This window comes from Agromyces sp. NPDC055658, assembly GCF_053618155.1.
The window spans coordinates 191,725-204,884 of sequence record NZ_JBSHHD010000003.1 but is presented as its reverse complement, the minus strand read 5'-3'; the positions used below and the strand labels follow the sequence as shown (position 1 = coordinate 204,884).

The window sequence follows — 13,160 nt, the reverse complement described above, 5'->3', positions numbered from 1 at the left end:
TCGGGGACACCGGGCGGGTACCGGACGACCTGCGGGAGGCGTTCCGGGCCACGGACCTCACCCACCTCATGGCGGTCAGCGGCTCCAACCTCACCATCGTGCTCGCCCCCTTTCGCATGCCCACCGGGTCGAGGAGGAGCGCAGCGACCCTCGAAGCCTCAGCCCGCCGGGCGGGCGGCCGCCGAGGGGCTCCCCCAGATGAAGTACTCGCGCACGGGCACGCCCTCGCGTGGCGCCTCGAGGATGCGACCGCCGCCGAGGTAGATCGCCACGTGGTAGTAGTCGCCGCCCGAGCCCCAGAAGAGCAGGTCACCGCGCTCGATGCTGCCGAGCGGCACCGCCTTGCCGCGCGCGGCGAGCGTGTAGTACTGGTTCGTCGCCGAGTGCGTGCCGATGCCGATGCCCGCGTACGCGTAGGCGCCCTTGGTGAGGCCCGAGCAGTCCCACACGTCGGGGCCGGCGCCGCCGAGCACGTAGCGTTCGCCGAGCTGCTGGCTCGCGAACCAGATCGCCGACTCGACGGCGCTGCGATTCGGCGGTGCCGGAGTCGGCGGCGGGGCGGGCCTGGGCGGCGGGGCCGGAGCCGGGGCGCTGCCGCCACCAGTGCCGCCGTTCCCCGCTGCGGCGTCGTCGCGAGCGTCCTGCTCGCGCTCCTCGCGCTCACGCTCCTCGCGTTCCCGGCGCTCCTGCTCCTCGAGCGCGGCCTGGGCCGCCTCCCGGGCCTGCCCCTCGACGCGCTCACGCTCGAGCTCGGCGGTCGTGTCCTTGAGCGACGCGAGCTGGGCGTAGAGCTGGACCGACCGCTGCTCCGCCTCGGCCACGGCGGCGGTCGCCGCGTCGGCGGCCGCACGGGCCTCATCGGCGCGCGTCTCGGCGACCTCCGCGAGCCGCTCGCGCTCGTCGGCGGCCTGCTCGGCCTGCTCGCGCAGCGAGGCGGCCGAGTTGCGGTCGGCTCGCGCCTGCTCGTAGAGCCCCTGTGCCTGCTCGCCGAGCTTCGCGGCCGTGCCGAGCTGGTGCAGCAGGTCGTCGGCGCGGTCGGGGGCGAACATGAGCTCGCTCGTGAGATCGCCGCCGCCCGAACGGGCGAGGTGCGCGGCGATGAGCCCGGCGCGCATCTTCGAGATCTCGGCGACCGCCTCGGCCTCGTCGGCCTGGCGGCCGAGCGACTGCTCGCGTGCGAGGGCGGTGTCGCGCGCGTCGATCGCCTGGCGGTAGGCCTCGTCGGCCTTCATCGAGACCTCGACCGCGGCATCCGCCGTCTGCTGCAGCCCGGCGATGAGCCCGCCGAGCCGGTCGATCTCGGCGAGCTTCGCCGACTCGTTCTGCTTGGCTGCTTCGATCTCGCCCCAGGTCGGGTAGTCGGGCTCGGCCGCCGCCGGCGACCCGACCAGTCCGACCGACGCCGTCACCGCGCCGACGGCGACCGCCGCCGAGATGGCCGCTGCCGAGCTCCGCGAGATGGGACCGGTACGCTGCTCAGCCAAGGTATACGCCCCTCGCGGCCATGAACGGCACGGGATCGATGCGGTTCCATCCGTCGTACACCTCGAAGTGGAGGTGGCAGCCCGTGGACGCGCCGGTCGTGCCGGTCCAGGCGATCTGCTGCCCCGCCGACACCCACTGGCCGTAGCCGACGAGCAGGCCGCCGTCGACGATGTGCGCGTACCCGGTCGAGATGCCGCCCCCGTGGTCGATCTTCACGAAGTTGCCGTAGCTGCCCGACCAGCCGGCGTACGTCACGACGCCGCTGTTGGCCGCGTAGATCGGCGACCAGCACCCGGTGGCGAGATCGGTCGCGTAGTGGAAGGAGTTCGAGCAGTACCCGTTCTCGCAGATGACCTCGCGGGGACCGTAGCCGCCCGAGATCCAACCCGAGGCCGGGAGCGCCCAGCCCGACGTTGCGACCCCGCCGGCGCTGCCGTTCTCGATCGCCTCGCGACGGCGGCGCTCCTCCTCCTTGCGGCGGCGCTCCTCTTCTTCCTTGCGCTTGCGCTCACCCTCTTCGTACGCGGCGGTCGTCTTCGCCTCGGCGTCCTTCAGGAACTTGAGCTGCGCCTCGAGCTCGGTCTTCTTCGCCTGCGACTCGGCGAGCGCGGCCTCGGCCTGCGCCTGCGCCTCCTGCGCGGCGCGCAGCGCCTCCTCGGCGGCGATGCGCAGCTTCTCGCGCTCGGCCTTGGCGACCTCGGCCTGGTCGCCGAGCGCCGCCGCCGCGTTCTGCTTCTCCTGCGCGAGGCTGTAGACCTCGCTGGAGCGCTCGACCATCTGGTTCATGCTGCCGAGCTTCGAGAGCAGCGCGTCGGTCGACTTCGCGTCGCCGGCCTCGAGGAACAGGTTGACGCTGAGGTCGCCCGCGCCGCTGCGATACAGCTGCGCGGCGACCTGACCGGCGTTGCGCTCGGCGTCGGCGGCCTCCTTCGCCGAGGCGTCGGCCTCGGCCTGGATGCGCGCGGCCTTCGTCACCGCGTCGTCGTACTTCTGCTGCGCGACCATGAGGTCGTCGGTGCGGCGTTCGGCCTCGGCCCTCGTCTCGGCCACGTTCACCTCGAGCTGCCCGATGAGGCCCTCGATCTCCTCGACCGCCGCGGCGCCGGCGGCGGTGTCGGCCTTCGCCTGCTCGACCTCGTCCCACGTGGGATAGTCGGCGGCGAAGGCGGCCTGCGGTGACGCCACCGCTCCGACGACGGCGACCGAGACGAGCAGGGCGCCGGCCAGTAGTCGTCGCACGGCGTTCGTACGTGGTGTGGTGCGGTCCATGGTTCCCCGTCCACGCGGGCCTCGGGTTCCCCGCGCTCCTCGCTCTCGAATGCAGGCAGTGGCAGCCTTCACGATAGGCACGGGCGAAGCCGAATCCGGGGATTTCAGGGGCATGTCCACGGATGCCTCGGCGCTCCCCGAACTCGTCGACGGACACCCGTGAACCCGGCGAACCAGGCCGCCGCGAGGCATCCCGCCGCTCGTTTTGCACTCTCGCGAATCAGCACGTATGCTTGCTTGTCGGCGGTCATGCCCCAGGCAAGACCTCCGGCCCCATCGTTTAGTGGCCTAGGACACCGCCCTTTCACGGCGGCAGCACGGGTTCGAATCCCGTTGGGGTCACTGAAAAATGGCAAGTACAATTGAACAGTCTCGGTGAGATTTCTCACTACGAGGCCCTGTGGCGCAGTTGGTTAGCGTGCCGCCCTGTCACGGCGGAGGTCGCGGGTTCAAGTCCCGTCAGGGTCGCTCAGGCGACAAGCCCTTTCCCTTACGAGAGAAGGGGCTTTCTCCTTATCGAGATGCTTTCGCACCTCGAGGCTCTGTAGCTCAGTTGGTAGAGCGTTCGACTGAAAATCGAAAGGTCACCGGATCGATGCCGGTCGGAGCCACAGTCAAAACCCCCGGTCATCCGGGGGTTTTTTGTTTGCCATGAGCTCGCCCCGCCTGCCTAGTGATCGAGTTGGTCACATTTTGGACACAGCGCGCACGTTCAGCGCATCGGCAACGGCGTCCAGATCGTCGTCGAACAGGTCGGCGTAGACGTCCAAGGTCATCGCCGCGGACTTGTGCCCAAGCATCCGCTGCACCGCCTTCACGTTCGCACCGGCACTTACGGCGAGGCTCGCAGCAGTGTGGCGAAGGTCGTGCGGAGTAATCCGCGGAAAGTCCTCATCCTCGGCCATCACCGCCTTCAACGCCTTGGTGAAGTAGCGAGACCGGAAGTTGCTGTTGCGGAGAACCCCACCGTCCTGCCCGACGAACAGGATGTCATCTGGCCGCTTGCCGTCCATGCGCTTCTCGAGCGCAGCAATCAGAAACTCAGGGAACGGAACCGATCGGCGTTCGTGGGTCTTCGGCGTGCCCCAAGTGATGAGGCCCCGGGGTTCGGTGACCGCTTCGGCGATGTCGAGACGCCGCCTTTGCAGGTCGACCCGACTCACTTTCAGGCCGGCCATCTCACCCCATCGAAGACCCGTGTACGCGAGGAGTTGGACGACGTCGCCGTAGGGCTCGCTCGCAGCCGCAAGCGCTGCGACCTGCTCGTGCGTGAGGTAGCCGCGTTCCTTCCGAGTGATCCGTGGGAGACGGATGTCGTCGCACGGGTTTCGCACCAGCCGCCCATCGCGAACGGCGAACTTCAGGACACCGGATAGCACGAGATGGGTCTGTCGCGTCGTGCTCGGCGAAAGGTGGGTCGATAGCCCGTTGACCCACTTCTGGACATCAGCGTGCCCAACGTCCGAGAGCTTCGTCGTCGACCACCGCGGCAGCACGTGCTTGTCCAGCGCATGACGGTAACCCGAGCGGGTGGTGGGCTTGAGTTGGATCTGAGCCGCGTACCAATGCTCGGCCCACTCCCCCACGGTCACTCGAGATTTGCCGGGGTCAACCCACTCGCCTCGGTCTTTCGCAGACTCAACTGAGATCAGATACCGCTCGGCATCGCGTTTCGTCTTGAACCCCCGCTTGCGTCGCTGCCGCCGATCCGCTGATCGATAGCGCACCGAATAGAGCGTCCGGCCGGCGCTGTTCTGGTAGGGCTCAACGGTCGCCATCAGGCCCACGCCAACCGTGTGACAGCATGCTCATCCACGCCCAGTTCGCTCATCAGATCGCGGACGAGTGGGTCTGCGACGAGCGCCTGAATTTCGGTGACGTACCCACGGGCGCCGTGCTCGAACTCCATCAACGAGTGGTACGCCTTCCAAGGATCTTCAGTCCGAGCCGCAAAAGCGGGATGCGTGCCCACCCTCGAGACGTACTCGTCGAGCAGGTCGCGGAGCGCTCTCAAGTCCCCGATCACGGTCAGGACCGAATCGCTGCTTTCCCCGATCACCGTTAGCGAGTGGCGGGCCTGTCCCTTGATCGCTTCGCGGACAGCCGCGGCGGTGTTCCGCTCCGGGATCGCGAGGCGTTCGACGGGGACTCGCAGAATGGCCGCAAGAGCTAGCGCCTCACCCAGACCGACTTTTCGCTTTCGGTTCTCGATCTTGTAGATCGTTGCCTGGCTGAATCCAAACCCTTCGGCACTCATTCGAACAGCGAGTTCGTCTTGGGACAGACCAGCGGCCTCCCGCACCTCGCGGAGCGCGGGTCCAAATACCTCGTCTGTAGCTGCGAAGGGAAAGTCCATACGCACAGACTAGCGAAAAAATCCAACTTGGAGTCGAGTTCCGTTACCAAAATAGCCTTACACTCTGTTAGAGTTGAATATCGACACCAATTTGGAGTCGGCACACGAGCACATAGCGCGTCGAGGCGGGGCCGGACCAACCAGCCAGTGCGTCAGGCAAGCAATTCAACAGAGCGGGACAGGCGACCTCACTGTGGTGGGTGAGGGGGAACCCGGCCGAAACATTCACCGGTCTCAGGACCGGTACTTGGAATGCCAGAAATTGATTGGAGGCGACATGCCAGATCTGCTTACACCCGATGAAGTCGCAAAGCTCGCGCACACCACGCCGGGACAACTTGCGCAGCTTCGCTACCGCGGCGGTGGACCCCGCTTCGTGAAGTTCGGCAAGAAGGTGCTCTACCGACGCGCAGATGTCGAGAGCTTCCTCGAAGCGAACTTGTACACCCGCACCGATCAGCCGGTTGGTGCCTAAGAAGAATGCCCGCCAATGGGGTGCAACCCGGCGGGCATTCGACGGAACCAAACCATCAAGAAAGGAACCGACTATGTCAATCGTAGAGCAGTCAACCCCGGCGCGGGCCAGTGGAAACCCTGAGGTCGAGACGCTCCTCGCCGAGTGGCGCGACGCGAAGGATGCGGGCGAGAATCCCCCGTGGCCGTTGCCGCTGCCTGGTTGGGCGATCGGGGTCAAGGTGCACCAAGCCTCCTTCGACGATGACGACTACATGGTGTTCGTACATGGACGTGACTGGACTGCTGGAAGCTTCGCGGCCCGCATCGAACGGATCTACATCGTGTACGGCGCAACGGAGCGCGCCAAGTGTGGGGAAGAAGGAGTCGTCTACCACTCGCCAGAGTCGGCGGCGGTCGTTGTCCCCGAGCTGAGCCCCGACCAGACGTGGCAAGAGGCCGAGCAGATCGCGTACGTCATCGGTTCCGCCGCCGCCGAGCTTCGCGTATTCGAGGAAGCGTCCGTTGCCTGACGACACTGACGACTGGGATGAGCCCGCCACGTCATGGACATGGCGGGCTCTCCGCATCTTCCGCGCCTACGACGTGTGGGGGCCACTCCCGGACTCGCCTACGCCGTTTCTCAACTACCCGGACGGGTACGTTCTCGCACTTACCGCATGGCCGGCCGACTTCTCGCTCGAGAGCTGGCGTGAGGTTCACAACGCATTGGTCAATCTCGCGAGGGAGCTGACCGCCTAGCAACCGGATTTGGAGGCTGCGTATGAATGCAGTCCAACTGATCGGATACACCGTCGAGCAGCAGCTCGACGGAGCCCTCTACCGCCTTCTCTCGGGTGAGTGCGGGCTTCACGACTTGACCCCTGCTCTTCAAGGTTTCTACGCGAGCGGCTTCTGGGACGGCCAGGAGTCGCTTCGGGCACGCCTTGAGAGTGCCGAGGACGCCCGTGACCAGCTTTACGAACGTATCCACGGCGGCACCGACTACCCGGAGCTGAGGTTGCGTCGCATGCGCGCTGCTGCCGAAGACTACTGGCGCGAGTTCGTCGACTCGGCAGTCGATACCCAGATCGAAGGTGAGAGCCGATGAACGGAGTATTCAACGCCACGTGGCTTATGGGCGAGCACTTCCCGGCAGTCCAGTACGCCGTTCCCGGTGTGATTCCTGAGGGACTTACCTTGCTTGCCGGCGCACCGAAGGCTGGCAAATCATGGTTCGCCCTTGATCTTGCGTACCAAATTGCGATTGGTGGCAATGCGCTCGGCAGTCTGCCAGTCGGGAGGCGACGACCAGTGCTGTACGCGGCTCTCGAGGATGGACCGCGGCGGTTGCAGTCGCGATTGCACGCACTCGGCGTCACGGAGGGGCCGTCGCATCTCGACTTCGCGACGGCCCTTCCCGGCGACCCGATCGCGACGCTCGCGGCGTGGATGTCGGATGCGGCCGGAACGAACCCGCTGATCATCCTCGACACCCTCGGCAAGGTGGAGCGAACTGCTCGTGGTGGTGAAACCGACTACGCCCGCGACTACCGCGTTGGTGGGGAACTGAAAGCGCTAGCCGACAGCAACCCGGGCTCTTCTCTGGTCGCGGTGCATCACACCCGTAAGGCGGTCTCGGAGGACTTCCTTGACATGGTGAGCGGCACGCAGGGCCTCGCGGGCTCCGCAGACAGCATCGTCGTGCTGCGCCGCAACCGCACAGAGACCACGGGCTGCCTGTCAGTGACCTCACGAGATGCCGCCGAAGGTGAGTACCGAGTAGAGCTTGACGGGCATCGATGGACGCTCGTCGGTGACTCGCTCGAGGACGCCGCCGCCGCCCAGCAGGAGCAGCGGGCGACCGACAATCTCAGTGAAGACACCACTCGAATCGTTGAGTTCGTGTCACACGCGAGCCGCCCCGTGCGTGCAGCAGAGGTCGCAGCCGGCACCAATCTCGCCGTCGACAAGGTCAGTCGCTATCTTCGACGACTCGCAGATGCAGGCCGCATCGAACGAACCGAACGTGGCCTCTACTCCCCTGTCCGAAGTGTCCTGGTGTCCGAACCCGATTGGAAATCCGGACAACCGGACAGTACGGACACACCGCTGGAGCTCGTCTCATGAGGGGCGCGGCGGCGTGGGATGCCCTGCAAGCGGCGATGCAACGCAACCCCCCGCTCTGCCTCAACGACCCACGATTCATCGCCGACGAACTACCGCCCGGCGACGAAATCGAACTCACTGAAACCTGCAGTCTCTGCCCGCTCCGAAGCGCGTGTGACCTGTACGCCCGCGAGGGCCGTGTCAACGCCGGTTGGTGGGCCGGAAGGAGAAGGAACTGATGGCTATCGACCACATCGGCAAGCACGGCGGTTGGGGGCAGTGCGATGACTGCTGCGCAAACATCCGCATGACCGAGATCACGAGTGGGTTCTTCTGGCCCATGGTCAAACACGAATCCAGCTGTCCTCAACTGCGCGAGGCGACCTGCTGACTTGCGAGAAGGGAGCAAATAGATGACAAGGGAGACCACCCGCGACGACCTCAAGAGCATGACGCCAGAGGAAATCAGTGAGCTACACACTGCCGGCGCTCTCAACCACCTCCTCGGAATCCCAAAACGAGAGCCAATCCCAGATCGCCCAACCCGAGCGGATCTGAAACAGATGACGCCCGAGGAGATTCTCACTGCAAGGGAAGAGGGGCGACTTGACCATCTCCTCTTCCCCGAGCCAGCGACGATCGCGCAACTGCGTGAGAAGTACGAGCTGACTGAATCAGGGGCCGACGAACCCGAAATGAATGGAGAAGAAGAATGACCGACATTGTGGAGAAGCTGGAACGAGAGCTCGAGAGCTCCGAAGCTGAGGTGCAGGCAGCTAGGGATCGTGCTGCGACCTTGGAAAACGACATCATCAACGGCAACACCAAGGTGAAGATCTCCGACATCGAAGCTGAGGAATCGCGCGCACGGTACGCAGAGCTTCGCATCCAGAACACGGTACGCAGACTCAGCGAGGCTCGCGAGCAACTGCGGATTTCGGAGATTCAGTCAATCCGCGAGGAGATCGAAACGACGCCGCTGGACTCGGAACAGTTCACCCGCCTTCTGCAGGCCGTGGAAGATGCTCAACTCGCGTTCCTCGAGGCGGCGGAAGCCCGATCCACCCAACTCCGTGCTTGGCGCAAGCGTCTCCGTGAACTCGGCGTAGAGGACTTCACGAACTCCTCGCCGAGGGAGGATGAGACGCTTCTCGCGCCCTACCCAACGCAGTACTCGAGCGTGGCGGACATCCGCGTAGGGACGGGGCGCATCGGAGCGATCGACCCGAACCTCTACCTCACCGAGGTGTTCAAGGTCCCGGTTGCGTCACGCCGCAACTACGACATCTACCAGCACATGCGACGAGCCCTCGAGCGTCGGTCGTAGCTCTGACAGTTACGGGTGAGCGATGGGCGGTTGGAGTGTTCAGCCGCCCATCAGGTCTCCGGGGGCTACCAGCTGGGCCCGACGCCATTGACCTCGGCGGCGTCAAGAATCGAGGCGTACTCAATCGTGTACGTGTCCCGAAAGTAGTTCCCGTTGACATCCACGTACTTGACTTCGATCTGGTACGACTTCGGGAGTTCTGGGGCGCCGGCAGCGGGTAAGGCGTCGAAGATGTACGTGTAGTTCCGACCTGGGTGGAGGGTCAGTCCGATCTCTCCGTCGAATATGCGACGGAGTCGGTCTCGCACTCGCTCGCTCGCGACCTTGTCACCTTCGATTGCAGTGAGCGATGTCTCCAGCTGTGGAGTCGATCGGATCCGAACGTTCATCGCAGACGTGCGGCCCGTATTCGACACGTCGATCGCCAAGCTCGCACCGTGCTTGTGGTTCATGGGGCGGAAGTCGACGATCACGTAGGGGCGCGACTCCTCGCGATTCGCAGCTGCCACCAGGTCGTTCGAGCGCGCAAGCGTACGATTCGACTCAGAGAGCCCTTGCAGCTGGCGCCATGCCAACCACAAGAGGGCGAGCCCTCCGAGAGCGGCAACGCATGCCCACCAAGCCGACCATTCCTCGGCCGTAGGCCAGCCTGCGATGTTCCACCAACCCGTGTGCACCACGCGAGCCTACCGAGCCGATCGGCCTGTCGAGGTCAACTCCTCACTCGCGAACGGTGTGTGCGCGGGTGCTGGCATCTCTAAGGGGTGGGGGGGAGACCCCCGATACAACCCCTGCTACAGACCGCCGGTGAGGTCGCTAAGAGGTGCGACGGGTTCAAAACGTTTGGGATGTGGCGCTCTAGCCGTCACTGTCGGGCGGTTTGCCGTCGATGCGTCACGGAAAGGGGGCTCTTTGAGGATCACGGAGAGTTTGGATTGGCGGCTTCCGCGGGGGCCGCGTCAAGGCAAGTTGACACCTGCGGAGGTCGAGGCTTTGCGGGAGCTGCCGGAGCCGGATTTGCTGGCGCTTCTTCAACGGGTGCGTCGTGCGGAGAAGGGGATTCGGCTTCTGCGTCGGCAGTTGGCCGGCTTGTGGGAGATCGTTCGGGTTTGCCCTCAGTGCGATGGCGACGTGCAGGGGCGCAAGGGAAAGGTCTATTGCTCGTCGTCCTGTCGGCAGCGGGCGTATGAGGCGAGAAGGGGCATGTAGGGGCCGCGGTTTGCGGATAGGTGGGGCCAGTCGTTCGACTGGCCCCTTTCGGCTTAACAACGTGGGGGGAATGGCAGATGAGTAGGTGGGCGATCGGGTAACGAAGGTCACTCTGACAGCACAGGTGGCGCAGTACGTCAGTGGCATGCAGAAGGCCGCGAAAGCGACCAAAGATACAACGACTGAGGCGGGGAAGCTCGCCGCACAGAAGGAGGCGTTCGACGCCGTCGGCAAGGCGTCACTCGCGATCGGAACGCTGGCTGCGGTTGGTGTCGGGTTGGCGGTGTCGAAGTTCGCGGATTTCGACCGGCAGATGTCGGCGGTGCAGGCTGCGTCGCACGAGTCGACGCAGAACATGGCCGCGTTTCGGCAGGCGGCGATTGATGCGGGCGAGGGCACCGCGTACACGGCGTCTGAGGCTGCGGGCGCTATCGAGGAGTTGGGCAAAGCCGGCGTCGAGACCGCGGACATTCTCGGCGGTGGTCTCACCGGATCTCTGAACTTGGCGGCGGCTGGTGGGCTCGAGGTTGCACGTTCGGCGGAGGTTGCGGCTGATGCGCTCAACCAGTTCAACCTCTCCGGGGCGGATCTCCCGCACGTCGCGGACCTGTTCGCGGCTGGGGCCGGTAAGGCGTCGGGTTCGGTTGAGGATTTGGCGCAGGCGATGGGCCAGGTTGGACAGGTAGCGCACGGCACCGGCCTGTCGATCGAGGAAACCACGGCAGGTCTAGCAGCGTTCGCTTCGCAAGGGTTGAAGGGTTCTGACGCAGGTACGTCGTTCAAGACGATGTTGGGTGCGTTGACGCCGAACTCTGCGAAGGCCGCAGCCGAGATGGAACGTCTCGGGATTAGCGCGTACGACTCGGGCGGTTCGTTCGTCGGGTTGGCGAAGTTCGCCGGCAGCCTGCATGGCGCGCTCGCTGGGTTGACGGATCAGCAGCGGAACGCATCGCTCGAGATCATCTTCGGCCAAGACGCGATCCGCGCCGCGAACGTGCTCTACTCCGAGGGTGAAGCGGGCATAAACAAGTGGACGAAAGCGGTCGACGATTCCGGGTATGCGTCGGAGACGGCACGTATGCGGATGGACAACCTGTCGGGTGATATCGAGAAGTTGGGCGGTGCGATCGACACGACTCTGATCCAGTCGGGGTCGGCGGCGAACGACGCGCTACGTGCTCTCGTGCAAGCGGCTACGGGCGCGGTTGACGCGATTGGTGACCTTCCGGAGCCGGTGCTGGGTGTTGGGACCGCTATGGGCGGTCTGACGGCCGCGGTGGGGCTTGCGGGTGGTGCCGCACTGCTCGCGATCCCGAAGATGGCTGAGCTCAAAGCGTCGATGTCCGCTCTGGGGATTTCGGGTGGTCAGGCAGCGAAGGGTGTTGGTCTTGCGGGCGGTGCAATCTCGGTTGCTGGCCTCGCACTGGCAGCTTGGGCCTCGGAGGCTGCGCAGGCTTCCGCGAAGACCGACGCTTTCGTCACGACGCTCGACGAGGCAACCGGACGGGTTACGGAATCGACGCGTGAAATGGTCATCGAGAACCTGGCCGCAAAGGACAGCTTCTTGTGGATCGAGGCGTCCGATTCGGCGTACTCGGCTGCGGAGAAGATCGGGCTTGGGATCGACACAGTCACCGAGGCGGCGATGGGCAATGTCGACGCGATGCGCGAGGTCGAAAAGGTCACGCTCGACTCGGCTACTCGTGGGCTTGAGTATGCGAACGCGAGCAAGATTGTGGTCGACGCGGTGCGCGGTGAGTCGGCCTCGATTGCTGATGCGATCAGCATGGCTGAGCAGAAGAACCGTGCACAGGCGGACGGTGTCGAGGTGTCGAAGAGTGCCGCTGACGCGTATCTCGACGCTGCTTCCGGTGCCAAAGAGCTGAGTTCGCAAATCTCCGAACTCATCGACCAAATCAACGAGGCCAACGGTGTCGGGCAGGATGCCGTCTCGCAGAACTTGGACTACAAGAATGCGCTCGCTGAGGTCGACGAGACCATCAAGAATGCGAAGGACGGCGTTGAGGGGTACGCGCTCGGGCTGGATGAGAACACGCAGGCTGGCCGCGACAACAAGGCCATGCTCGTCGATCTGGCACAGCAGTCGCAGGAAGCAGCAAAGGCGCAGTTCGATCTCGACGGGAACACTAAGACGTACCGGGAGACGCTTGAGGCTGGTCAACAGACTCTGATCGACCGCGCTAAGCAGCTCGGGTACAACGCCGACGAGGCGGGGGCGCTGGCGGATCAGATCTACCGCATTCCTGACTCGTCCGAGTGGCGGGTGATCGCGGAAACCGCGGCTGCACAGGCAGCACTGGACGGGTTCATTCGTGACTACTCAGGCCGGCAGATCCCGCTCTACGTGCAGGCGATCAAGGACATGTCTGGACGGCCGATGAACGTCGGTCAGTACGCAGACGGTGGCCTAGTGACGGGTCCCGGTGGTCCGCGTGAAGACAACATCCCGGCGATGCTGTCGGACGGTGAGTTCGTCGTGAACGCGAACGCGGCACAGAAGAATCTCGCACTGCTGAGCATGATCAACAGCGGCGGCGAAACCTCCCACTGGGAAGCCTTCACCAAAGGCGCGCAACGGTACGAGGCATCCCCAGCGACATACGCCTACTCGATGCCGGCCCCCGCGGCCCCCGCGGCGAGCCCGGCCGCGTATGGGCCGACGAACCTGAGCCCGCTCGATCGACAACTCCTCCGCGAGATCCGCGACCGCGTCGGTGTAACGGTCCCGATGGGTGCGATTCAGGCCTCGATCGGTTCGACGTCGGTGGCGAATTCGCGACGCGGACGCGCTTAGCGTCCCGTCACTCCTCCGGGAGTAGTGGCAGTCGCTACTCCCGGAGAAGTTGTCCCTGAACGGCCGCGCGTGTCGCGGGCGCGATACAGCCGTGGCCTACGGTCGAGTTGGCGGCGGAGGTCGAGTGCGCCCGTCTG

The 13,160-nt window shown here is 64.9% G+C and carries 13 protein-coding genes, 3 tRNA genes and 1 pseudogene; 12 read left to right on the top strand and 5 right to left on the bottom strand.

Translation table 11 applies throughout. The features are described 5' to 3' along the window. Positions 1-101, top strand: a pseudogene (locus tag ACWGPE_RS03070) (ComEC/Rec2 family competence protein); the annotation flags it as partial. Between the two features lie 57 nt (positions 102-158). Here the strand turns inward: ACWGPE_RS03070 and ACWGPE_RS03065 are convergent. Together ACWGPE_RS03065 and ACWGPE_RS03060 are read right to left on the bottom strand one after the other, a co-directional pair. Beyond that, positions 159-1,484, bottom strand: coding sequence for an NlpC/P60 family protein (locus tag ACWGPE_RS03065; RefSeq protein ID WP_452048125.1), 1,326 nt, complete (start codon positions 1,482-1,484; stop codon positions 159-161). Then, positions 1,477-2,724, bottom strand: coding sequence for a M23 family metallopeptidase (locus ACWGPE_RS03060; RefSeq protein WP_231429996.1), 1,248 nt, complete (start codon positions 2,722-2,724; stop codon positions 1,477-1,479). The genes ACWGPE_RS03065 and ACWGPE_RS03060 overlap by 8 nt, the downstream gene beginning before the upstream one ends. Before the next feature lie 299 nt (positions 2,725-3,023). Between ACWGPE_RS03060 and ACWGPE_RS03055 the strand changes: the two genes are divergently transcribed. The 3 genes from ACWGPE_RS03055 to ACWGPE_RS03045 all read left to right on the top strand — a co-directional run bounded on the left by ACWGPE_RS03055 (position 3,024) and on the right by ACWGPE_RS03045 (position 3,365). Then, a tRNA-Glu gene (locus tag ACWGPE_RS03055) sits at positions 3,024-3,096 on the top strand. Positions 3,097-3,148: 52 nt separating this feature from the next. Then, positions 3,149-3,222: transfer RNA gene (locus ACWGPE_RS03050), tRNA-Asp, on the top strand. A gap of 70 nt (positions 3,223-3,292) precedes the next feature. Beyond that, positions 3,293-3,365: transfer RNA gene (locus ACWGPE_RS03045), tRNA-Phe, on the top strand. A gap of 75 nt (positions 3,366-3,440) precedes the next feature. Here the strand turns inward: ACWGPE_RS03045 and ACWGPE_RS03040 are convergent. Then, entirely contained in the window at positions 3,441-4,532 is a 1,092-nt protein-coding gene (locus tag ACWGPE_RS03040; RefSeq protein WP_452048124.1) for a site-specific integrase, read from the bottom strand. Further along, positions 4,532-5,110, bottom strand: a complete 579-nt coding sequence (locus tag ACWGPE_RS03035; RefSeq protein WP_452048123.1) for a helix-turn-helix transcriptional regulator — start codon at positions 5,108-5,110, stop codon at positions 4,532-4,534. Before ACWGPE_RS03035 ends, ACWGPE_RS03040 begins: the two co-directional genes overlap by 1 nt. A gap of 277 nt (positions 5,111-5,387) precedes the next feature. On the opposite strand from ACWGPE_RS03035, the gene ACWGPE_RS03030 reads away from it, so the two are divergent. From ACWGPE_RS03030 to ACWGPE_RS03000, 7 genes are all read left to right on the top strand, one after another. Next, complete coding sequence (locus ACWGPE_RS03030) at positions 5,388-5,585, top strand: helix-turn-helix domain-containing protein (protein WP_452048122.1); 198 nt, start codon at positions 5,388-5,390, stop codon at positions 5,583-5,585. Positions 5,586-5,658: 73 nt separating this feature from the next. Next, on the top strand, positions 5,659-6,096 hold the full coding sequence (locus ACWGPE_RS03025; protein WP_452048121.1) for a hypothetical protein: 438 nt from the start codon (positions 5,659-5,661) through the stop codon (positions 6,094-6,096). 251 nt (positions 6,097-6,347) lie between these two features. Continuing rightward, positions 6,348-6,674 (top strand): hypothetical protein, encoded by a 327-nt coding sequence (locus ACWGPE_RS03020; RefSeq protein ID WP_452048120.1) that lies wholly within the window; start codon positions 6,348-6,350, stop codon positions 6,672-6,674. Next, a complete protein-coding gene (locus ACWGPE_RS03015; RefSeq protein ID WP_452048119.1) occupies positions 6,671-7,693 on the top strand; it encodes an AAA family ATPase in 1,023 nt (340 codons plus the stop codon). Before ACWGPE_RS03020 ends, ACWGPE_RS03015 begins: the two co-directional genes overlap by 4 nt. Before the next feature lie 217 nt (positions 7,694-7,910). After that, entirely contained in the window at positions 7,911-8,063 is a 153-nt protein-coding gene (locus ACWGPE_RS03010; protein ID WP_452048118.1) for a hypothetical protein, read from the top strand. A gap of 22 nt (positions 8,064-8,085) precedes the next feature. Beyond that, entirely contained in the window at positions 8,086-8,388 is a 303-nt protein-coding gene (locus tag ACWGPE_RS03005; protein ID WP_452048117.1) for a hypothetical protein, read from the top strand. Beyond that, positions 8,385-8,999, top strand: a complete 615-nt coding sequence (locus tag ACWGPE_RS03000; RefSeq protein WP_452048116.1) for a hypothetical protein — start codon at positions 8,385-8,387, stop codon at positions 8,997-8,999. Before ACWGPE_RS03005 ends, ACWGPE_RS03000 begins: the two co-directional genes overlap by 4 nt. A gap of 65 nt (positions 9,000-9,064) precedes the next feature. Here the strand turns inward: ACWGPE_RS03000 and ACWGPE_RS02995 are convergent, their stop codons facing one another. Further along, positions 9,065-9,451, bottom strand: coding sequence for a hypothetical protein (locus tag ACWGPE_RS02995; RefSeq protein WP_452048115.1), 387 nt, complete (start codon positions 9,449-9,451; stop codon positions 9,065-9,067). A gap of 881 nt (positions 9,452-10,332) precedes the next feature. Between ACWGPE_RS02995 and ACWGPE_RS02990 the strand changes: the two genes are divergently transcribed. Further along, positions 10,333-13,023 carry a phage tail tape measure protein gene (locus tag ACWGPE_RS02990; protein WP_452048114.1) on the top strand — a complete coding sequence of 897 codons (2,691 nt, stop codon included), beginning with the start codon at positions 10,333-10,335 and terminating at the stop codon, positions 13,021-13,023. Positions 13,024-13,160: the final 137 nt, after the last annotated feature.

Coding starts and splice junctions, on each gene's coding strand:
- ACWGPE_RS03040 (WP_452048124.1), bottom strand. CDS start 4,532: ATGGCGACCGTTGAGCCCTACCAGAACAGCGCCGGCCGGACGCTCTAT.
- ACWGPE_RS03025 (WP_452048121.1), top strand. CDS start 5,659: ATGTCAATCGTAGAGCAGTCAACCCCGGCGCGGGCCAGTGGAAACCCT.
- ACWGPE_RS03020 (WP_452048120.1), top strand. CDS start 6,348: ATGAATGCAGTCCAACTGATCGGATACACCGTCGAGCAGCAGCTCGAC.
- ACWGPE_RS03005 (WP_452048117.1), top strand. CDS start 8,086: ATGACAAGGGAGACCACCCGCGACGACCTCAAGAGCATGACGCCAGAG.
- ACWGPE_RS03030 (WP_452048122.1), top strand. CDS start 5,388: ATGCCAGATCTGCTTACACCCGATGAAGTCGCAAAGCTCGCGCACACC.
- ACWGPE_RS03015 (WP_452048119.1), top strand. CDS start 6,671: ATGAACGGAGTATTCAACGCCACGTGGCTTATGGGCGAGCACTTCCCG.
- ACWGPE_RS03000 (WP_452048116.1), top strand. CDS start 8,385: ATGACCGACATTGTGGAGAAGCTGGAACGAGAGCTCGAGAGCTCCGAA.
- ACWGPE_RS03035 (WP_452048123.1), bottom strand. CDS start 5,110: ATGGACTTTCCCTTCGCAGCTACAGACGAGGTATTTGGACCCGCGCTC.
- ACWGPE_RS03010 (WP_452048118.1), top strand. CDS start 7,911: ATGGCTATCGACCACATCGGCAAGCACGGCGGTTGGGGGCAGTGCGAT.
- ACWGPE_RS02995 (WP_452048115.1), bottom strand. CDS start 9,451: ATGAACCACAAGCACGGTGCGAGCTTGGCGATCGACGTGTCGAATACG.